Below are 19383 nucleotides of genomic sequence, written 5' to 3' on the forward strand. Positions count from 1 at the left end.
CCGACACCCGTCGGCACACCGGGACGGAGCGAACGATGACGGTCTGGGACGACCTGGTCGGCCAGGACCGGGCGACGGCACAACTGGGCGCCGCCGCCCGGGACGCCGACGCCTATGTCACCGCGGCGGAGCGTGGCGAGCAGCCCGAGCTGTCCGGCTCCGCCATGACGCACGCCTGGCTGTTCACCGGCCCGCCGGGCTCGGGCCGTGCCGAGGCGGCGCGGGCGTTCGCCGCCGCGCTCCAGTGCGTCAGCCCCGACCGCGCCCTCGGCGGACAGCCCGGCTGCGGCTTCTGCGACGGCTGCCACACCGCGCTCATCGGCACCCACGCCGACGTCGAGGTCATCCGCACCGACCTCCTGACCATCGGCGTCAAGGAGACCCGTGACCTCGTCCGCCGTGCCCAGCTGTCCCCGGCTGGCGGCCGGTGGCAGGTCATCGTCCTGGAGGACGCCGACCGTCTCACCGAGGGCGCTGGCAACGTCCTGCTGAAGGCCGTCGAGGAGCCCGCGCCCCGCACCGTCTGGCTCCTGTGCGCCCCGTCCATCGAGGACGTGCTGCCGACCATCCGCTCCCGCTGCCGCCAGCTGTCGCTGCGCACGCCGCCGATCGCCGCCGTCGCCGACGCGCTGATACGGCGCGACGGCATCGAGCCCGACGTCGCCCGTGCCGCCGCCCAGGCCACGCAGGGGCACCTCGCCCGCGCCAGGCGGCTCGCCACGGACCAGCGGGCCCGTGACCGGCGGCTCGCCGTCCTGCGGCTCCCCGAGCGCCTCACCGACGTCGGCGGCTGCCTGCGCGCTGCGCAGGAACTGGTGGACGCCGCGTCCGAGGACGCCAAGCAGCTCGCGGAGGAACTGGACGAGAAGGAGACCGGGGAGCTGCGCGCCGCCCTCGGCGCCACCGACGGCAAGCGGCTGCCGCGCGGCACGGCCGGAGTCATGAAGGACCTGGAGGAACGGCAGAAGCGCCGCGCCACCCGCGCCCAGCGCGACGCGCTCGACCTCGCCCTCACCGACCTCACGGCCTTCTACCGGGACGTGCTGGCGCGCCAGTTCGGCTCGGCCGCCGGGCTTGCGGGCGGCGAGAGCGCGGCGTCCGTCGAACGGATCGCCGCCGCCGGGAGCCCGGAACACACCCTGCGCCGTATGGAGGCCATCCTCGACTGCCGCGAGGCCCTGGACCGCAACGTCGCCCCCCTCTTGGCCGTGGAGGCGATGACCATGGCCCTGCGCTAGACGACCGCCGCCGCTCCCGTCCTGATCCACCGCGGGCCCGGCGGTATGTGCCCGGCGAGGGCGTACGGGCTACGCTCCCCTTCAGGCACACACACAGCTTTACGGGGGATTCATGCGCAAAACCCGCCAGGCCCTGATCGCCCTGGGTGCCGCGACGGCGCTCCTCGCGGCCGGTTGTTCGTCGGACGACCGTCCGGACGAGCGTGCGCCCGACCGCACCCCTGCCGGGAGCGACGGCGGGTCGGAGGAGCCTGGCGGGGAGGACGCCGCGGCGGACGCGCCGCCCCTCGAACCGCTCCCCGAGGCGATCCCGGACGACCTGCGGCCGTACTACGACCAGGAGCTGTCCTGGAGCCCCTGCGGCGGGTCCGACTTCGAGTGCGCCATGCTCACCGTCCCGCTCGACTACGAGGCCATCGACCCGGCGCAGGACATCGAGCTGCGCGTGACGCGCCTGCGGACGTCCGAGCCGGACGGCCGGATCGGCACCCTCCTGATGAACCCGGGCGGCCCCGGTGCCTCCGCCGTCGAGTTCGTCCAGTCCTGGGGCGACGCGGCCTTCCCCGCCGACACGCTCGACCGCTACGACCTCGGCGCCATCGACCCGCGTGGCACGGGTGGCAGCGAACCCGTGGAGTGCCTGACCGGCGAAGCGATGGACGCGTACACCCTCGTGGACCGCACGCCCGACTCGGACGAGGAGGCCGACCAACTCGTCGCGGCCATGGAGGAGTTCACGGCGGCGTGCGCCGAGCGGTCGGGTGACCTCCTGGAGCACATCTCCACCATCGAGACGGCGCGCGACATGGACGTGCTGCGCGGCGCGCTCGGTGACGAGCAACTGCACTACCTCGGCTTCTCGTACGGCACCAAGCTGGGCGCCGTCTACGCCGGTCTCTTCCCGCAGCGCGCCGGGCACCTCGTCCTCGACGCGGCGGTGGACCCGCGCCTGTCCACCCTGGACACCGACCGCGAACAGGCGGGCGGATTCGAGACGGCGTTCCGGTCGTTCGCCGAGGACTGCCTGACGTACGACGACTGCCCGCTGGGCGACGAGAACGCGGACGCCGCCTCCGAGGCCCTGCTCGACTTCTTCGCCGCGGTGGACGCCGAGCCCCTGCCCAGCGGCGACCCCGAGCGGCCCCTCACCGAATCGCTGGCCACGACCGGCGTCGCGAGCGCGCTCTACGCCGTCTTCATGTGGGGCGACCTGCGCAGCGCGCTCAGCTCGGCCATGGAGGACGGCGACGGCTCCGGCCTCCTCGCCCTCGCCGACAGCTACAACGAGCGCGGCCCTGACGGCTCGTACGCCACCAGCTCCTACGCCTTCCCGGCCATCAGCTGCCTCGACAGCCCGGCGGGGAACGCGACGGAGGACGACGTGCGCGCCGTCCTCACGTCCTACGAGGAGGCGTCCCCGACCTTCGGGCGCGACTTCGCCTGGGCGACCCTGGTGTGCGCCGCCTGGCCGGTGGAGCCGTCCGGCCACCCGGTCAGCATCGCCGCCGCGGGAGCCGCCGACATCCTGGTCGTCGGCACCCTGCGCGACCCCGCCACCCCGTACGGATGGGCCGAGGGACTGGCCGAACAGCTCGACTCCGCCACGCTCCTGACCTACGACGGGGACGGCCACGGCGCCTACGGCGGCAACAGCAGCTGCGTGGACGCGGCCGTCAACACGTACCTGGTGGAAGGCACCGTTCCGGAGGAGAACACCACCTGTTCTTGACCTGGAATGATGGGGTCATGCCGTGCATCCGCTACCGCACCGCCATATCGGCGCGCACCGAGGGTGACCTCTCCCCCCGCGATGTCACTGACCAGGAGCTGGACCTGCACCTGGCCACCTGTGAGGACTGCCGCCGCTGGTCGAAGCGCGTCCGCGCGCTGCGCCAGGCGACCGACGACCTGCTCCGCCGCCGCCGTTCAGGTGCACCCTCCAAGCCCGTGTAGACTGACTCGCGCTGCACACCCACCAGGGTGAGCCAGCGCCCGCCGCCTTAGCTCAGTCGGCCAGAGCGACGCACTCGTAATGCGTAGGTCAAGGGTTCGATTCCCTTAGGCGGCTCAGGAAAGGCCCAGGACAGAGAGACTCTGACCTGGGTCTTCGTGTTTCCCGAGGCGGTCAGCTTGCTGTGACGCGTACGGCGTCGATCACCCAGTACCAGTTGTTGGCGCCCGTGTAGCGGAAGCGGAAGCTGACGTTGCTCGCGCCGGACGGGACGGGGAGCGTCAGGGACTGGGGCTGTGAGATGACGTCCGCCGTGTACGACCTGACGGCGACGGGGGTACCGCCGTTCCACGAGGCGAGGATCTGTGCGGTCTGGCCGCCCTCCTGCCGGTAGAACGTGGTGAAGTCGAGCCGGACGGACGAACGTCCGCCGACCGCGTACGCGGGGGTGACCAGGGTGGAGTCGTACGTGCCGGAGGAAGCCTTGTCCGCCCACTCGTCGGAGTCGGCCACGGCGAAGACGCCGCGGGAGCGGACGTTGAGTTCCCTGGACTGGTCGCGCTGGGAGCGGCTCCAGAACTCGTCAGTGGCGAAGGACCAGCCGCGCCATTCGGTCATCCCGCCGGTGCCCATCGCCGAGTTGATGACGGACCAGCCGCTGGGCGCGGTGTGGGTGAAGCCGAGGACACCGGCCGGGATGCCGGTCTCGTCCACGCGCCCTGAGAGGGAGGAGTGCAGGGCGTCGAAGGGGTCGGTGGACCGTTCCTGGACGGGCTTGCCGTCGAGTCCCCAGGAGGGATCGGGGACGATGCCGAGCTGCCGGAACACGGTGGCGGCGACATCCACCAGCCGGGTGTCGATCGGGCGCGCGCCCGCGGCGATGCCGGGCCCCTGGGCCAGGATGAACGCCCGCCGTTCCTCGATGGCGCTGCCGCCGTGGCCGCCCGGGTCGGTGTGGCCGTGGTCGGTGGTGACGAGGACGGTCCAGCGCTCGGAGGCGTACGTCGGACGGGCGCGCACGGCGGCGAGCAGGCGGCCGACGTATCCGTCCTGGACGTCGATGGCGTTCAGGTAACTCGTGCTGGCAGCGCCGGAGTTGTGGCCGACGATGTCGGTGTTGCCGAAGTAGACGAACAGCACGTCGGGGTTCTGGTGCCGCAGGATCGACTCGGTCTCGGTGGCGATCGTGGCGTCGTGGCCGGTGTAGCCGTCGGCGTCGCCGTCGAGGACGAGGGTCGCGTCGGCCCCGGCGGTGACCGTGCCCTGGGTGTGCAGGGGCCTCCAATCGACGGCGGCGTAGGTGGAGAGCTGGGGCCGCACCTGGGCCAGGCGGGCCAGGAAGCCCGGGTAGGCGCCGTAGTTCTTGCCGGTGAAGCTGTTGTCCTTCACGCCGTGCTTGTCGGGCCAGACCCCGGTGGAGACGGTGGACCAGCCGGGGCCTGACGAGGTGGCGGCCATCGGGTTGGCGTACAGCAGGGAGGTGCCGAAGGTGCCGTTCGCCATCAGCGACTTGAGGTGCGGCGCCTGCGCGGCGGCGATCCTGTCGTGGCGCAGGCCGTCCATGCCGATCACGAGCACCTTGTCGAGGCTGGTGCCCTCGGGCAGGACGGGGGCTGCGGCGCGTGCCGCCGGTGCGGTGAGCAGCGGCGCGGTGGTGGCGGTGAGGGCGGCGGTACCGGCGAGCACGGATCGTCTGGGGATTCCGCTGGGCATCTGATCTCCAAGTGGGCTGCTGGTGGGCGTCGTTCGGCTTCCGGTCGCGGGGGCGGGGACCCGCCGCGACGCGTCGGTCGCCGGGCTGGTTTCACCTGGCCGAGGTCGCGCGGACGATCCGGCGGCCGTGGCCCGTCACAGTGATCACGGTGCGGGCGGCGCGTGGCACCCCGGGATCGGGTCGGCGACGTGGCAGTGAACGGGCACTCAATTATGGACCAGACCCGTTATCTTGTCGTGATCGCGGAGGGGGCGGGGGGTTGCGCGGCTACGCGCCCGGCGTGGGGCGGGGGTGCGTGGCGGGGGTCAGGTGGGCGGTGAAGCTGAAGCGGTCCCCGCGGTACAGCGTCCGCACCCGTTCCAGGGGGCGCCCCCCGGTGTCGCGCGAGAGCCGGTGGATCAGCAGCATCGGCAGCGCCGGGGGAGTGCCGATGAGCAGCGCCTCGCGAGGCGTCGCCAGGACCGTCTCGATCCGCTCGTCGGCGTCGCCGAGCGGCAGGCCGACGACCTCGCCCAGGTAGGTGTAGAAGGACGAGTCCGGCTCGAAGTCCGCCGCCAGGCGCGGGACTCGGGACACGGCGACATACGTGCTCTCCAGCCCGACGCGCTCGTCGTCGGCGAGGAGCACACGCTCCATGTGCCAGACCGGTTCACCGGCCCGCAGCCCCAGATCGGCGGTCAGTGCCGCGGGGCAGGGGAGGCGGTCGAGCCCGATGAGGCTACGGCCCGGCCTGCGGTCCTGGCGGCGTACGCCCTCCGTGTAGCTCACCAGCGCGAGCGGCTGTTCGAGCTTCGGGCCCGAGACGACGGTCCCGCGCCCCTTCCGGCGCAGCCGTCCCTCCAGCAGCAGCTCACGCAGCGCCTGGCGCACGGTCTCGCGCGAGACCGCGTACCGCAGCGCGAGGTCCCGTTCGGTCGGCAGGAGATCGCCCTCCGCCAGGTCATCGACCAGCGCCTCGACGCGGGCCTTCACCGCGTAGTACTTGGGCACGCGTCCGTGTTCCGGGACGCCGGAGCGCACCGGTGCGCCGGGGTCGAAGTCGGGCGGCGTCGGATCCTTGAACGGGTGGTCCACGGACGGGATGTTTCCAGACGTCGCCGCCGAGCGGGCGGCGGGCCCGGCTGTGGTATTACCGACTGGTAGCCGATCTGTCGCACATGGAGGCCCGCGGTGTCCGTTCGTTCCGCTCATCTGCTCGCCGGGCTGCTCGCGGGCGCCGGTGTCACGCACTTCGCCGCGCCGGAGCCGTACGACGCGATCGTCCCGAAGAGCCTTCCCGGCAGGCCCCGGACGTGGACGAAGGCCAGTGGCGCGGTCGAACTCGCCCTCGCCACGGCCCTCGTGATCCCCGCGACCCGGCGGACCGGGGCGCTGCTCACCGCCGGGTTCTTCGTGGCGGTCTTCCCGGCGAACGTCAAGATGGCCTACGACTGGCGGCACCGCCGTCCGCTGCCGAGGGCCGTGGCGTACGGCCGTCTGCCGGGCCAGGTGCCGCTGGTCGTGTGGGCCTTGAAGGTCGCCAGGGACGCGCCCACGGGCGAGCGCTGAGTCAACTGTCGTCGGGGCGCGGTGGACGGCCAGTCGGTCGGCGACCGAACGGGGATCACGGGCAAGTCAGGGCACGCCGAGCATCTCGTCCTCGTCGAAGCCCAGTTCCTCCTCGATCCCGGCCTGTACGGCTGCCTCCCACCGCAGTGGGTCCGGTCGGCTCGCGTCGGTCGCGATCTCCCGCAGGGCCGCCAGCGCCTTCGGTGTGCCGATGAACCCGAGTGCTTCGAGGGCCTTCGCGGACGTCGAGTGGTAGGGCTGTTCGCCCGGCCAGGTCTCCTCGAAGAATCGCACCAGCGTCGGCACGGCCTCGGGATCGCCGAGTTCACCGAGCGCGGACACCAGGTCCTCACGGGTCGCAACGCCCCCATGGGGGCCGCCCTGTTCGAGGACACCGCGCAGGACGGGGGCGAGACCGGGCGGACGCAGCCACTGGGCCGTCAGTACCAACGGCCCGAAGCGGGACCAGTCCCCGGCCGCCGCCAGTTCACGCAGCCAGGGGACGACGCGTTCGGGCAGTTCCGGGAGGGCGGCGGCGACCGCCGCTGCCTGGTCCGGCCCGATCCAGCCGGGAGCCAGCAGCCCGCGCGCCCGATCGACCTGCAGCAGCTCTTCCTCGTCCACGCGTCCCTGTCCTTCCGCGATCAGGCGATGGTTGATGATCCGGGAGTTGAAGACATCGGCGGACCACCCGGCCCTGGGCCGAGGAGACTGCGCTCCGTGCCGCCGTGCGGTCGCGGGCCGCTGCTCTGACCTCCGCCTCGTCCGGGGGCAGGACGTCATCGCGCCGACCGTCCTCGTCCAGACGCCGTGCCTCGTCGCCGACACGGGAGAACCAGTCCTGTGCCTGCGTCAACTGAGCGTGAGCCGCGGTCAGATCGGCCTGGGCAGCTGTGGCGCGGTCAAGGGCGCGGTCGGCCATGCCCTGCGCGTGGCGGAGTTCCGGCCAGTAGGCGGCCAGTGCCTGCGCGGCCATGTCGTAGGACGTCCGCAGCCTGGCGAGGTTGTCCGGCACTCCGTCGAACTCCGAGCGGAACGCGTCCGCCGAGAGACCGGCCCAGTCGAGCACCGCACGGTCGCCCGCCATCCCCCGGACCCTGCCCAGCGCCTCGCCGACACCGTCCGCGAACTCTTGCAGCTCGTCGGCCAGTTCCCTGATCGCCTCGGGATCTCCCGGGGTCGGGTCGGAGTCCATGCCCCCCGGACTCCAGTCAGCAGATCGTGACATCGTGATCACCCCCCGTGTCGAGATCTGTGACTATAGCTGCCTCCCCACGGGTGACCGGAGGGCGATCGAACGGTTGCTCGGCGACCCTGGAGGTCCTGATGTGCTTGACCTGGTCGGACCGGGTGTTCAGCCTGCTGGCAGCGGTGATTCGTGCGAGGAGGTGCGTCCGTGGGGGCGCGTGAGGAAGCGTTGGGGCGGGTCGGGGGGCGTGTCGTGGTGTGTACGCGGTGTCCGCGGTTGGTCGCGTGGCGGCGTGAGGTCGCGCAGGAGCCGCCGCCGCGGTTCGCCGGTGAGCGCTACTGGGCACGGCCCGTGCCGGGCTTCGGCGATCCGGCGGCCCGCGTGTACGTGCTGGGCCTGGCGACCGCCGCGCACGGCGGCAACAGGACCGGGCGCGCGCTGACCGGCAATTCCACGGCCGACTGGCTCACCGCCGCCCTCCACCGCGCGGGCCTCGCGAACCAGGCCACCTCGGTCGCGCGCGACGACGGGCTGCGGCTGACCGGCGCCTGGACCGCGTCGGCCGTGCGCTGCCCGCCGCCGGGCAACCGGCCGACGCCGCAGGAGCGTGACCACTGCCTCCCCTATCTCACGGAGGAGTTGGACGCGCTGGCGGACGTGGCGGTCCTGGTGACGCTGGGCGCGTTCGCGTGGGACGCCGCGAGCCGCCAGGCCGGGCTGCGCCCCCGGCCCGCCTTCGGGCACGGTGCCGAGGCCGTACGGCCTGACGGGCGCGTGCAGCTGGGCTGTTACCACCCCAGCCGCCAGAACACGGCGACCGGTCTGCTCACCGAGCCCATGCTCGACGCCGTGTTCCGGCGGGCCGTGGAGCTGGCCGGGCGTCCGTGAAGGTCAGCCCGACGTCTCCTGGTACGCGTGGCCGAGCGCGAGGAGGCCGCGGGCGAGGGCGGTGGCGTTGGCCGTCGCGTAGCTGATGACCAGGGCGGGCGGCCGTGGGGTGGGCCCGAGGGTGTAGAAGTGGCCGCCGCGCACGAGGACATGGCGGCGGCGCGCGGCGCGTACGAGGGCGTGCTCGTCCGTGTGGGCGGGCAGCTCCAGGTAGCCCTGGAGCCCGCTGTCGCGCCCCAGGAGGCGGCTGCCCGGCAGGCACGTCTCGGCGTGCTGGCGCAGGACCTGGCGCCGCCGGTGGAACTCGGAGCGCAGCGCGCGCTGGTGGCGGTCGAAGCCGCCGGTGTCCACGAAGCGTGTGAAGGCGAGCTGTTCGAGCCCCGAGCACCCTATGTCCCAGCCCGCGCGCACCCCTTCGATCGACGCCATCAGCTCGGACGGCGCGGCGAGCCAGCCGAGGCGGAGCGCGGGCGCCAGCGCCTTGCTCGCGCTCCCCGCGTACACCACGTGGTCGGGCGCCATGCTCTGTAAGGACGGGAGGCGGTCGGCGCGGTGCAGGAACGTGCTGTCGAAGTCGTCCTCGATGACGTAGCCGCCGACCTCGCGGGCCCACGCGATCAGCCGCTCGCGGCGCGCCTGGGCGAGGCGTACGCCGGTGGGGAACTGGTTTCCCGGGGTGACGAGGACGGCCCGTACGCCGCTGCGCTCCAGGAGGTCAACGCGCAGGCCGTCGTCGTCCACGGGGATGCCGACCGGGCGCAGGCCCGCGCTGGTGATGAACTCGCGTTCGCCGGGGTGGCCCGGGTCCTCGACGCCGAGTTCGGTGTGGCCGCGGCCGAGGAGGACGGCGCAGATGAGGGCGAGGCCCTGCGCGAACCCGGCGGTGATCATGAGGTCTTCCGGCCGCCCGCGCACGCCGCGTACGCGGCCGAGGTAGCCGGTCAGCACGCGCCGGGTCAGCGGCACACCGGCCGGTGCGGAGTAGCCCAGCTCTTGGCGGCCCGCGCTGTTCATGACGGCGGCGACGCAGCGCACCCACTCCTGGCGGGGGAAGTCAACGACGTTGGACGTGCCGGTGCGCAGGTCCCACATCGTCTCGGGCACGGGCTCCGGGTCACGCGCGACGAGGGTGGACGCCCCGGCCTCCGCGTGGGCGCGGGAGGAGACGGTGGTGCCCGAGCCCGGGCGCGTCTCCAGGTAGCCCTCGGCGGAGAGCTGTTCGTACGCGTCCACGACGACGCTGCGTGACACCTCTAAGTCCGCGGCGAGTTGACGGGTGGACGGGAGGCGTGTGCCGGGCCACAGGGTCCTGTCCTCGATCAGTGCGCGGAGGGAGTTGCGTACCTGGACGGTCAGCGGGAGGGGTGCCTTGCGGTCCACGGTGAGCACCAGATGCCACGTCAAGTGGTCTTCTCCAGAAGCAGCGAAGTGGTATGGCCCGTACAGTGTCACATTTGATGAAATCACCTGGCACGCACGTACGCCGCTGGGAGATGACGCCGGCGGTCGGGGTGGACGGGGGAGCCGGGACGGTGCAGTTCCGGTATGCGGGACACGTGGCGAGCGGTTTCTACGCGCGTCGCGGTGTGCCGTCGCATTCTCCGGAGCCCTGACGGTCCGGAGGATCAGAAAGGCCCTTCGTCATGTCGTTGCAGTCGATGTCGCACCCCCCGAGTGGTTCCGCCCTCCGATCCCCGACCGCCCCGCGACCCGCCCCGGTGACCGTCCATGTGGTCGCCGAGCCCGTGCCGCACATCGACGCGCTGTGTCTGTACGAAGCCCTGACGGCCACGGGTGAGCACGGCGACGCCTTCCTCTTCGAGAGCCTGGACGGCCCCGACCAGGACCGGCACTGGACCGCCGTGGGCCACGGGCGGCTGGCCGAACTCCGCGTCTACGCCGACCGTGTCGAGCTGAGCGCCGACGGCCCGCTGGGCAGGGCGCTGGAGGCTGTCCTGTCCGCCGCCACCGGGGAGCCGGACGACGCGCCGGGCCACGCCGGGCGGTGGCCCCTCGCGGGCGCGGAGGACGTGTGGCGCGTGGTCCGCGCCGTCCAGGGCGTGTTCGACGTCCGTACGGAACTGCCCGCCGACTCCTTCGCGTTCGGCTTCCTGACGACGCTGTCGTACGAGGCTTCCTGGGCGACCGAGGAGCTGCCGCCCCCGCCGCCGGGACCCGAGACGCCGCGCTGCACGCTGACGCTCTTCCGCGACACCGTCTGGTACGACCTGCGCCGCGGCGGCGTCCTCCATCTGCGGGCGAGCGGGCCGCTGTTCGACGGCGACCCCGGCGCCGGGACGCTGCGCGCGACGCTCGAACGGCTGGCGGCCGACGGGGCCGTCGTACGCCACCCGGCCGTCCCCGCGGCCCCCGCGCCGCGTTCCGTCCGCGACACCGTGGACGAGGAGACGTTCGTCGCCCGCGCCAAGCGGTGCCTGGGCCACATCGGGGTCGGCGACAGCTACCAGATCCAGATCGGGCACCGCATCGACGTCGAGAGCGACCTGACGCCGAACGAGGTGTACCGGAGGCTGCGGCACCGCAACCCGTCCCCGTACATGTACGTCGTCCCCTGGGCCGGGCGGACGGTGATCGGCGCGAGCCCTGAGCTGTTCGTGCGCGTCGAGGGCGACACCCTGTCCATGCGCCCCATCGCCGGTACCGCGCGGCGCTCCGCCGACCCGGCCGAGGACGGGCGCCGCGTCGCGCAGTTGCGGGCGAGCGCGAAGGAGCGGGCCGAGCACGTGATGCTGGTCGATCTGTGCCGCAACGACATCGGCCGGGTCTGCGTGCCGGGGACGCTCTCCGTTGACTCGATGATGGAGGTGGAGCCGTTCGCGTACGTCCACCACCTGGTCTCGACGGTCTCGGGGCGGCTCAGGGAGGGCACGGACGTCTGGACGGCGATCCGCGCGACGTTCCCCGCGGGCACGATGACCGGCGCGCCGAAGCTGCGCGCGATGGAGATCATCAACGACATCGAGGACCAGCCACGTGGTCTTTACGCGGGGGCGCTCGGCCTGATCGACGCGCGCGGCTACGCCGTGCTGGCCCTCTGCATCCGCACCGTCGTCCACGACGGGGTCCGCTACAGCACGCAGGCGTCGGCAGGGATGGTGGCCGACTCAGAGCCCGCCGCGGAGTGGCGGGAGACGTTGGCCAAACTGGGCGCCACTTACTGGGCGTTGACGGGTGAGGAGCTGCTGCCGTGAGGGTCCTGCTCGTCGATGCGTACGACAGCTTCAGCCACATCATCGACCAGTACCTGCTCACGCTCGGCGCCGAGACGGAGGTCGTCCGCTCGCGGACCCGTACGGTGCGGGAGCTGGTGGACTCGGCGCCCGACGCCGTGGTGCTCGGGCCAGGGCCCGGGCATCCGGCCGACTCGGGGCATGTCGAGCTGGTCCACGCGTTCGCCGGGCGCGTGCCGCTGCTGGGGGTCTGCCTGGGGCACCAGGCGATCGGGCTGGCCTTCGGGGCGCGCGTCGCCGTGGCCAGGAACCTGATGCACGGCAAGACGAGCCCGGTCGAGCACGACGGCCGGGGCGTGTTCGCGGGCGCCGCGCGGCCGTTGACCGTGACGCGCTACCACTCGCTGATCGTCACCGACGCGCCCGACGAGCTGGCCGTCACCGCGACGTCCCTGGACGACGGCTACGTGATGGGCCTGCGGCACCGCACGCTCGCCGTCGAGGGCGTGCAGTTCCACCCGGAGAGCGTCATGACGGAGGACGGCGCGCGGCTGTTCGCCAACTTCCTCACGAACGCCGGGACGCCCGCCGCCCGCTGACCGGGCGCGGCCCCACGACGACGGCGCGTCCGTCCATCGATCACCCCCACGGACTCGGATTCCACACGCGTGCACGAGAGGACCTCTCATCCATGTGGCTGCCCACGCACGGCCCCGCGGCCGACTTCGCCGCGCGGTACCTCGCACTCCATCGGGCCTTCTACGACCGCAGCTTGACCGACGACGCGCTCGCCGCGTGGCGGACGGGCCAACTGCGCGCCGTACTCGACCAGGTCAGCACCGGGTCGCCGTTCTACGCCCGGCACCTGAAGGGCATCGACCTCGACGCGGTCACGCCGGACGACCTGACGGCGCTGCCGTACACCACCAAGGCGCAGCTGCGCGAGCAGATGCTCGACGTGCTGAGCCGCCCGCTCGCCGACGCCCTGTTCTTCTACGAGACGACCGGCACCACGGGCCGCGCCACGCCCTGCCCGCGTGACGCCCGGGAGATCGTCGCGAGCAACGCGCACGTCACCGAGTCGTGGGCGTCGATCTTCCGGCACCACTTCGGCGAACACGCCCCGCGCATCGGGCTGATGGGCCCGACGGAGGTCCACTCGTTCGGCGACACGCTGGGCGACGTGGCGCGCAACGTCGGCTCGCTCAACGCCAAGATATGGCCGTACTCGCCGGTGATCGGCTTCGAGAAGGCGCTCCAGCTCATGAAGGACCTGGAGCTTGAGGTGATCTGCTGCACGCCGGGCGTGGCGCTGACGCTGGCCAAGGCCGCCGAGCACTTCGGCCACGACCTGCGGCGTGACTTCTCCGTGAAGCTGCTGTTCGTCACGGGCGAGATGTGCACCCCGGCGCTCGCCCACAACCTGGAGACGGTCTGGGGCGCCGACGTCTACAACATCCTCTACGGCTCGCAGGAGGCGTTCGTCGTCGCGACGGCCTGCCGCAACAAGCGGATGCACCTGTCGCAGACCAACTACCTCGTGGAGGTGGTCGATCCGGAGACGGAGGAGTCGAAGGGGCCGCGCGGCGGGGGCGAGTTGACGGTGACGATGCTGATGGACGGCGTGAAGCCGCTCGTCCGCTACCGCACCGGGGACGTCGTGGTCGTCGAGGAGTCGGGCTGCGACTGCGAGATGCCGGGCGACGTCGTCCGCCTCGTCGGGCGCACGCTGGACCGGCTGGACCTCGGCGGACGGCAGTTCACCGCGGGCCAGATCGAGACGGCGGTCATGACGGGCGTCACCGGCTCGGCCGGATACCAGGTGGTGATCGACCGGGACGACGCCGGGCGCGACGCCCTCACCGTGCGCCTCGAACTGCTCGCAGGTCTGGTGGACGACCCGGCGGCGCTGGCCGACGGGGTACGGGCCCGCGCCGCCGAGGCGTTGGGCGTGCCGGTCACCGTGGAGCTGAGCGAGGACGGGCTCGACCCGATCGTCAGCACAGGCGCCTTCGTCAGCTGGAAGGCGGCACGCATCGTGGACCGGCGCACCGAGCCCGACCACGAGACCCGGGTGGCACGGCGGATGGCGGAGCGCCGTGGCTACGAGAACTGATCCGGCGGAGCTGCCGCCGCCCGGCGCGCTCGCCGCCGAGTACACCGCGCGGTGGGACGACCTGGTCGGCCGCTGGGCCGCGCGCCCCGGCCACACCCTGGCGACGCTGGGCCCGGCCGGGACGTCGAGCGCCCTCGTGGCGCGGCGCCTCGCCGACGGGCACGGCCTGGCGGTCGAGCTGTACGGGAGCTTCGACGACGTGCTCGACCATCTGGTGGACGGCACGGTCGAGTTCGCCCTCGTGCCGAGCGCCTACCGGGGCCTCACGCGCTTCCACTGGCACGGCGGGCTGCGGTTACAGGCGTTCTTCTCGCAGGTCACGCCCGAGTACGGGATAGCGGTGGGCGACGCCGCGCCCATGGCGGGGGACGGGCCGCTGGTGGTCGCCGCGATGTGGGAGGTCCGCCACATCTACGACGAGGTGGTGCCCGCGGCGCTGCGGGGCCGTCCGGTCGAGTGGGTGGACGCCGCCTCGACGCAGCGGGCCGCGCAGGTGGTCGCCGAGGGCGGCGCCGAGCTGGCCGTCACCAACGCCCCCGGGGTACGGGCGCACGGGCTGCGCTGGCTGGCGCGGCGTCCTGGCGCCGACATCATCTGGACGCTGTTCGGCCGAGCGGAGGACGGCTGACCGCGTCCGGCGCCCGGCACACGGCCACGTACGACACACGCACCACGACGAGCAGTTGAGGGCCCACCGGCCCGCGATCCAACAGGGGAGATGTCCGACGTGCCACGCAAGACCCTGCTCCACCGCGCCACCGTCCAGGAGGGCCTGGGCCGCGCCTCGCTCCCGCACCACAGCGTGCTGCTCGACGGCGACCGCATCGAGGCCGTGCTGCCCGACGCGCTCGCGCCGCTGGAGACGCCGGGCATCGACGTGCTCGACCTCGACGGGCGTACCGTCATGCCCGGCATGACGCTGGGCCACACCCACATCGCCTACCTCAACATCCTCGACGGCCGGGAGATGCTGTTCAAGTACTCCGTCCCCGAGGTGACCCTGCGGGCCGCCGAGAACACGACCGCGCTGCTCGGCCTCGGCTACACGGCGTTCGTCGGGGCGGGTTCCGTCTCCGGGATCGACATGGCGCTGCGCCGCGCCGTGGACTCAGGGCGGCTGCGCGGCCCGCGGATCACGCCGTGCAGCCGTGACCTGATGGTGTCGGGGCCGCCCGAGCGGCGGAACCCCGAGGTGAAGAAGCGCATCCCGACCGACCTGATGCGCCTGGCCGACACGCCCGAGGAGATGGCCGAGTACGTCGCGGGCGAGATCGCGCAGGGCGCGGAGATCGTGAAGGTGTTCTCCTCGGGCGACGACACATTCCCCAACGGCCGTTCGCACGAACTGTTGTTCACCGCAGAGGAACTGGTCGTCGCGGCGCGCACGGCGCACGAGCACGGCGCCCGCATCAGGGCGCACTCACGCGGCCTCCAGGGCATACGCAACGCCATCGCCGCCGGGGTGGACGTCATCGACCACGCGACGTACGCGGACGACGCGGCGCTCGACGCGATCGCCGAGCAGGGCATCTTCGTCGTGCCGAGCCTCTACCAGCCGCACATGCTGCTGACGACGGGCACCGAGCACGGCAAGACCACCGAGTACCTGGAGACGCTGGAGTTCGAGGCGGAGGTCGCCAACTCGCTGCGCATCCTGCCGCTGATGGTCGAGCTGGGCATCCCGGTCGTGGCGGGCGACGACTTCGGCTTCGCCTGGACGCCGCACGGCACGTACGCGAAGGAGCTGGAGCTGTACGTGACGATGGCGGGCATCCCGGCGCCGACCGTCCTCACCTGGGCCACGGCCAACGGCGCCCGCCTCGCGGGGCGCGGCGACGACGCGGGGACCGTCGAGGCGGGGCGGCTCGCCGACCTGGTCGTGACGGACGGCGACCCGGCGCAGGACATCGCGGTGCTCGGCAGGCCGGGGGCGATCGAACTGGTGCTGCTGGGCGGGGAGCCCGTCGCGGGGGACGCCGCCGCGTTCCGCCCGGCGGTCGCCACGGGCGCTGTGTGACGGCCGCGGCGGTCGCGGCGCTCCGCCGGGTCGCACAAGTGGCCTGATGGAATTCCTGGGAATTGGCCACACCCCGGGTGCCATCGGTTCGTTACGGTCGGTCACGTCACCGTCGTCAGGTGACGCGGCCCGGCGCCCGTCAACGCCGCACCGCCGCCCCGTTCCCCCGTCCGCTCAGGAACGCCCGCCCCCGTACCGACTCACCGAAGGACCACCGCGCCCATGGACAGCACCCGCCACCTGACCGTCACCCTCGACGCCCGGCTGACGGACCGCGTGCCCGGCTACGTGCTCGGGCTGATCCCCGTGCCCGCCGCCGACGTCGCGAAGGACGCCCCTGCGGTGGACGCGCTGCTCACGGCCGCGGAGGACCGCCTGCACGCCGAGCACCTCGGCAAGGCGGACGTCTCGGCGCTGCCCGCCGTCGCCGCCTGGCGCGAGGCGTACCGGACGGTCGGCGTCAACCCGTCCCGCTTCCCGTGCGCCGCCGAGTCGGTGCTGCGCCGGGTGGCCAAGGGGGACCGGCTGCCGCGGATCAACGCGCTGGTGGACCTGTGCAACGCCACGTCGCTCGACCACCGCCTCCCGGTGGCCTCCTGCGACGTGGGGGACATCGACGGCGAACTGGCCGTCCGGCTCGCCGACGGGACGGAGACCTTCCTGCCCCTCGGCGCGCCGGACGCCCCGGAGAGCCCCGAACCGGGCGAGGTCGTCTACGCCGACGACCGGGGCCGCGCCCACTCGCGGCGCTGGAACTGGCGGCAGGGCGACGTGGTGCGGACCGACGTGGGGCGCCACCGGCTGCTGCTCACCGTCGAGTCGGCGCACGAGGGCGGCCGTGCCGACGTCACCGCGGCGCTCGCCGCGCTGACCGACGCGCTCGCCGCGCTCGGCGTGGGGACGGGGGCGCCGCTGGTGCTCGACCGGTCGGTGCCCGCCGGGGAGGTGTTCGGCGCCGTACCGGCGACGCCGGGCCGCTGACCAGCCGTCCGTCCCCCACGACCCCACCGAGGAGTTACCCCATGGACCGTTCGATCCTGGTCGTCTACCGGCCCGCGGCCGGGCGCTACGCCGCCCAGTTCCGCAGCGTCGTCGAGGCCGCCGCCGCGCTCGGCGTCCGCACGGTCGCGCTGCTGCCCGAGGGCGAGGAGGCCCCGGAGACCGAGGGGCTGTCCCGCTACCACGCCGACCTGGAGGACACCGCGGCCGTCCGCGCGGTGGTGGACCGGATCGTCGCCGAGCACGCCGTGGAGCGGATCTTCCCGCTCTTCGAGGGCGACGTGCTGCCCGTCGCGTACAGCCGCCGCGACCACGGCATCCCCGGGCTCGTGCCCGACCAGGCGCTCAACTTCCGCGACAAGAACGTGATGCACCGCAGGGCCGAGGAGCTGGGCGTACGTGTCGCCCGCTCCTGCCGCCCCGACACGCTGGGCGCCGTCGCGGAGTTCGCGGAGACGGTCGGCTACCCGGTCGTCGTCAAGCCGTACGCGGGCTGGGCCTGCGGCGACACCTACCGGGTGGACGACCGCGCCGAACTCGACCGCGTCTGGGGCCTGATGGGCGACGACCGGCACGTCTACCGCGTCGAGGAGTTCGTGCGCGGCGCCGAGTACCACGTGGACTCGCTCTTCCAGGACGGGCGGCCCGTCTTCGAACAGCTCTCGCAGTACACCTACTCCGTCCTGGAGTACCGCGACGAGCCGGGCGGCACGATCTCGCGCAAGTACGGCCTCACCGCGGGCGAGCGGCGCATCCTGGAGCTGAACACCGTGGTGCTGCGCGGCTTCGGGCTGCGGACCGGCGTCGTGCACGCCGAGTTCTTCCTCCAGGACGACGGTGCCGTCGTCTTCGGCGAGGCGGGCGCGCGCGCCGGGGGCGGCTCGATCGTCCCGGCCATCGAGGCGGGCCGCGGCATCAACCTCGCCGGGGAGTGGTGCCGCCTCGAACTCGACCCGGCGCACCGGCCCGCCGCGCGCCTCGGCCCGGAGATCGGCACCGAGTACCTGGGCTCGTCCGCCGTCGGCCGCATCACGGCCATCACCGGCGCGGACGAACTCACCGCGCTGGAGGCCGTCCTGGCCGCCGACGTGTGGAAGGGCGTCGGCGACGTCCTCGCCCCGCCGACGCGCTCCAACGACGTCCTGGGCTGGTACGTCTGCGAGGGCGACGACTTCGAGGACGTCCGCGCCCGCTTCAAGACCGTCCGCGACGCCTTCCACGTGCGCACCGAGCGGGTGTGACCATGTGGTGGAGCCGGTTCCAGGCGCTGCCGCTCGCCCTGCGGGTGCTCTTCCTCGCCTCCTTCGTCAACCGCGCGGGCATGTTCGTCTTCCCGCTGCTGGCCGTGTACCTGGTGCGCGGCGAGGGGCTGAGCGCGGGCGAGGCGGGGCTGCTGATCTCGGTCGGCAGCACGGGCCTGCTCGTCGGCAGCCTCCTCAGCGGCCCGCTGTGCGACCTGCGCGGCAGACGGACGGCGCTGCTGGCCGCGCTGCTGCTGAACGCGGGCGGCTACCTGGGCCTCGCCGTGCTGGACGGCCCGCCCTGGACGTACGGCGCGCTGCTGTTCGTCGCGCTGGTCGGCATGGGCGCGTTCAGCCCGGCGTCGAACACGCTGGTCGCCGACCTGACCACCCCCGAGCAGCGCCCGTTCGCCTACACGCTCAGCTACGTCGGCAACAACCTGGGGATGGGCGTCGGCCCGCTGCTGGGCGGCGTGGCGGCGGCGTACTCGTACGAGGTCATGTTCGCGGGGAACATCCTCGCCGGTCTCGTGTGCGCCGCGATGATCGCCGTCTGGGTGCCGCGGGACCGCCCGCCCCGGGGCGAGGGGCCGCGCGAGCGGCGGCGCACCGGGCCGCTCGGCCACCACCACGTGCTGCTGCTCGTCCTCGTGTCGTTCTTCTACGTCGTGCCGCTGATCGGCCTGGAGTACGCGCTGCCGCTGGCCATCACGACGGAGCTCGACGAGTCCGCCGGGTTCGTCGGCGCGGTCTACACGATCAACAGCGTCGTCGTCGTGAGCCTCGGCCTCGCCATGGAGAAGCACATCCGCGGCTACGGCACGAAGGCGTTGCTGCTGGTCGCGGGCCTGCTGTGGAGCATGGGCCTGGCCGTGATCGCGTTCGGCTTCTCCCTGTGGGCGATCCTGCTGTCCACGGTCGTGTGGACGCTCGGCGAGATCATCGTCTCCGTCGTCGTGCCGACCTACATCGCCGACCACGTCGATCAGCGCCGCGTCGGCAGCTTCATGGCGCTCAACGGCTTCGTGCTCGGGCTCGCCCGGCTCGTCGTGCCGGTCGGCCTCGGCGTCGTCTGGACGGCGCAGGGCCACCGGCCCGTCTTCCTCATCCTCCTCGCGGCGCCGCTGGTCGGCATGGCGGCGTTCGCCGCCTTGCGCACCAGGCCGTCCCCGGCCGCCGCGCCGCCCCCAGAAGACACCCCCGCGCCGCCCACCGGCCGCACCAGGCAGGCGGACGCGCGGGGACCGGGCGGCTGATCCGTCCCCGGACAGCTCCGCCCACCGCACCGGTT

17 protein-coding genes, 1 tRNA gene and 1 pseudogene are annotated in these 19383 nt (G+C 73.0%); 14 read left to right on the plus strand and 5 right to left on the minus strand.

The features are described from left to right. Positions 1–35: 35 nt before the first annotated feature. From IF27_RS03190 to IF27_RS03205, 4 genes are all read left to right on the plus strand, one after another. Positions 36–1238: a DNA polymerase III subunit delta' gene (locus IF27_RS03190; protein WP_052847656.1), complete on the plus strand. Its 1203-nt coding sequence runs from the start codon at positions 36–38 to the stop codon at positions 1236–1238. A gap of 112 nt (positions 1239–1350) precedes the next feature. After that, positions 1351–2967: an alpha/beta hydrolase gene (locus IF27_RS03195; RefSeq protein ID WP_052847657.1), complete on the plus strand. Its 1617-nt coding sequence runs from the start codon at positions 1351–1353 to the stop codon at positions 2965–2967. Positions 2968–2984: 17 nt separating this feature from the next. Further along, positions 2985–3191, plus strand: coding sequence for a zf-HC2 domain-containing protein (locus IF27_RS03200; RefSeq protein ID WP_052847658.1), 207 nt, complete (start codon positions 2985–2987; stop codon positions 3189–3191). 41 nt (positions 3192–3232) lie between these two features. Continuing rightward, positions 3233–3306 (plus strand) — tRNA-Thr (locus IF27_RS03205). A gap of 57 nt (positions 3307–3363) precedes the next feature. On the opposite strand, the gene IF27_RS03210 is transcribed toward IF27_RS03205, so the two are convergent. Together IF27_RS03210 and IF27_RS03215 are read right to left on the minus strand one after the other, a co-directional pair. Continuing rightward, a complete protein-coding gene (locus IF27_RS03210) occupies positions 3364–4902 on the minus strand; it encodes an alkaline phosphatase family protein (RefSeq protein WP_052847659.1) in 1539 nt (512 codons plus the stop codon). A 268-nt stretch (positions 4903–5170) separates the two neighbouring features. Further along, positions 5171–5977 carry a GntR family transcriptional regulator gene (locus tag IF27_RS03215; protein WP_052847660.1) on the minus strand — a complete coding sequence of 269 codons (807 nt, stop codon included), beginning with the start codon at positions 5975–5977 and terminating at the stop codon, positions 5171–5173. Positions 5978–6073: 96 nt separating this feature from the next. On the opposite strand from IF27_RS03215, the gene IF27_RS03220 reads away from it, so the two are divergent. Then, entirely contained in the window at positions 6074–6451 is a 378-nt protein-coding gene (locus tag IF27_RS03220) for a DoxX family protein (RefSeq protein WP_052847661.1), read from the plus strand. A 66-nt stretch (positions 6452–6517) separates the two neighbouring features. Here the strand turns inward: IF27_RS03220 and IF27_RS03225 are convergent, their stop codons facing one another. Together IF27_RS03225 and IF27_RS32000 are read right to left on the minus strand one after the other, a co-directional pair. After that, positions 6518–7075 (minus strand): HEAT repeat domain-containing protein, encoded by a 558-nt coding sequence (locus IF27_RS03225; protein ID WP_052847662.1) that lies wholly within the window; start codon positions 7073–7075, stop codon positions 6518–6520. Positions 7076–7151: 76 nt separating this feature from the next. Next, positions 7152–7679: pseudogene (locus IF27_RS32000) on the minus strand (putative T7SS-secreted protein); the annotation flags it as partial. Between the two features lie 237 nt (positions 7680–7916). Between IF27_RS32000 and IF27_RS03230 the strand changes: the two are divergent. Continuing rightward, complete coding sequence (locus tag IF27_RS03230; protein WP_223290889.1) at positions 7917–8528, plus strand: uracil-DNA glycosylase; 612 nt, start codon at positions 7917–7919, stop codon at positions 8526–8528. A 3-nt stretch (positions 8529–8531) separates the two neighbouring features. Here the strand turns inward: IF27_RS03230 and pdxR are convergent, their stop codons facing one another. After that, complete coding sequence (gene pdxR, locus IF27_RS03235) at positions 8532–9932, minus strand: MocR-like pyridoxine biosynthesis transcription factor PdxR (protein WP_052847664.1); 1401 nt, start codon at positions 9930–9932, stop codon at positions 8532–8534. A gap of 314 nt (positions 9933–10246) precedes the next feature. On the opposite strand from pdxR, the gene IF27_RS03240 reads away from it, so the two are divergent. The 8 genes from IF27_RS03240 (at position 10247) to IF27_RS03275 (ending at position 19348) form a co-directional block, all read left to right on the plus strand. Beyond that, a complete protein-coding gene (locus tag IF27_RS03240) occupies positions 10247–11740 on the plus strand; it encodes an anthranilate synthase component I family protein (protein WP_223290890.1) in 1494 nt (497 codons plus the stop codon). After that, on the plus strand, positions 11737–12318 hold the full coding sequence (locus tag IF27_RS03245; RefSeq protein WP_052847666.1) for an anthranilate synthase component II: 582 nt from the start codon (positions 11737–11739) through the stop codon (positions 12316–12318). Before IF27_RS03240 ends, IF27_RS03245 begins: the two co-directional genes overlap by 4 nt. Positions 12319–12410: 92 nt before the next feature. Beyond that, positions 12411–13835 carry a phenylacetate--CoA ligase family protein gene (locus IF27_RS03250; RefSeq protein WP_052847667.1) on the plus strand — a complete coding sequence of 475 codons (1425 nt, stop codon included), beginning with the start codon at positions 12411–12413 and terminating at the stop codon, positions 13833–13835. Next, entirely contained in the window at positions 13819–14463 is a 645-nt protein-coding gene (locus IF27_RS03255; RefSeq protein WP_223290891.1) for a type 2 periplasmic-binding domain-containing protein, read from the plus strand. Before IF27_RS03250 ends, IF27_RS03255 begins: the two co-directional genes overlap by 17 nt. 99 nt (positions 14464–14562) lie before the next feature. Further along, positions 14563–15852 carry an amidohydrolase family protein gene (locus IF27_RS03260; RefSeq protein ID WP_223290892.1) on the plus strand — a complete coding sequence of 430 codons (1290 nt, stop codon included), beginning with the start codon at positions 14563–14565 and terminating at the stop codon, positions 15850–15852. Positions 15853–16074: 222 nt separating this feature from the next. Next, entirely contained in the window at positions 16075–16833 is a 759-nt protein-coding gene (locus IF27_RS03265; RefSeq protein WP_052847669.1) for a B3/B4 domain-containing protein, read from the plus strand. Positions 16834–16874: 41 nt separating this feature from the next. Beyond that, complete coding sequence (locus IF27_RS03270; protein ID WP_052847670.1) at positions 16875–18092, plus strand: ATP-grasp domain-containing protein; 1218 nt, start codon at positions 16875–16877, stop codon at positions 18090–18092. Between the two features lie 2 nt (positions 18093–18094). Then, positions 18095–19348 carry an MFS transporter gene (locus IF27_RS03275; protein WP_052847671.1) on the plus strand — a complete coding sequence of 418 codons (1254 nt, stop codon included), beginning with the start codon at positions 18095–18097 and terminating at the stop codon, positions 19346–19348. The last annotated feature ends 35 nt before the right edge of the window (positions 19349–19383 follow it).

The sequence above is a fragment of the Streptomyces avicenniae genome (genome assembly GCF_000719135.1).
GTDB classification, from domain to species: domain Bacteria; phylum Actinomycetota; class Actinomycetes; order Streptomycetales; family Streptomycetaceae; genus Streptomyces; species Streptomyces avicenniae.

Coding starts and splice junctions, on each gene's coding strand:
- IF27_RS03275 (WP_052847671.1), top strand. CDS start 18,095: ATGTGGTGGAGCCGGTTCCAGGCGCTGCCGCTCGCCCTGCGGGTGCTC.
- IF27_RS03200 (WP_052847658.1), top strand. CDS start 2,985: ATGCCGTGCATCCGCTACCGCACCGCCATATCGGCGCGCACCGAGGGT.
- IF27_RS03250 (WP_052847667.1), top strand. CDS start 12,411: ATGTGGCTGCCCACGCACGGCCCCGCGGCCGACTTCGCCGCGCGGTAC.
- IF27_RS03190 (WP_052847656.1), top strand. CDS start 36: ATGACGGTCTGGGACGACCTGGTCGGCCAGGACCGGGCGACGGCACAA.
- IF27_RS03265 (WP_052847669.1), top strand. CDS start 16,075: ATGGACAGCACCCGCCACCTGACCGTCACCCTCGACGCCCGGCTGACG.
- IF27_RS03195 (WP_052847657.1), top strand. CDS start 1,351: ATGCGCAAAACCCGCCAGGCCCTGATCGCCCTGGGTGCCGCGACGGCG.
- IF27_RS03270 (WP_052847670.1), top strand. CDS start 16,875: ATGGACCGTTCGATCCTGGTCGTCTACCGGCCCGCGGCCGGGCGCTAC.
- IF27_RS03210 (WP_052847659.1), bottom strand. CDS start 4,902: ATGCCCAGCGGAATCCCCAGACGATCCGTGCTCGCCGGTACCGCCGCC.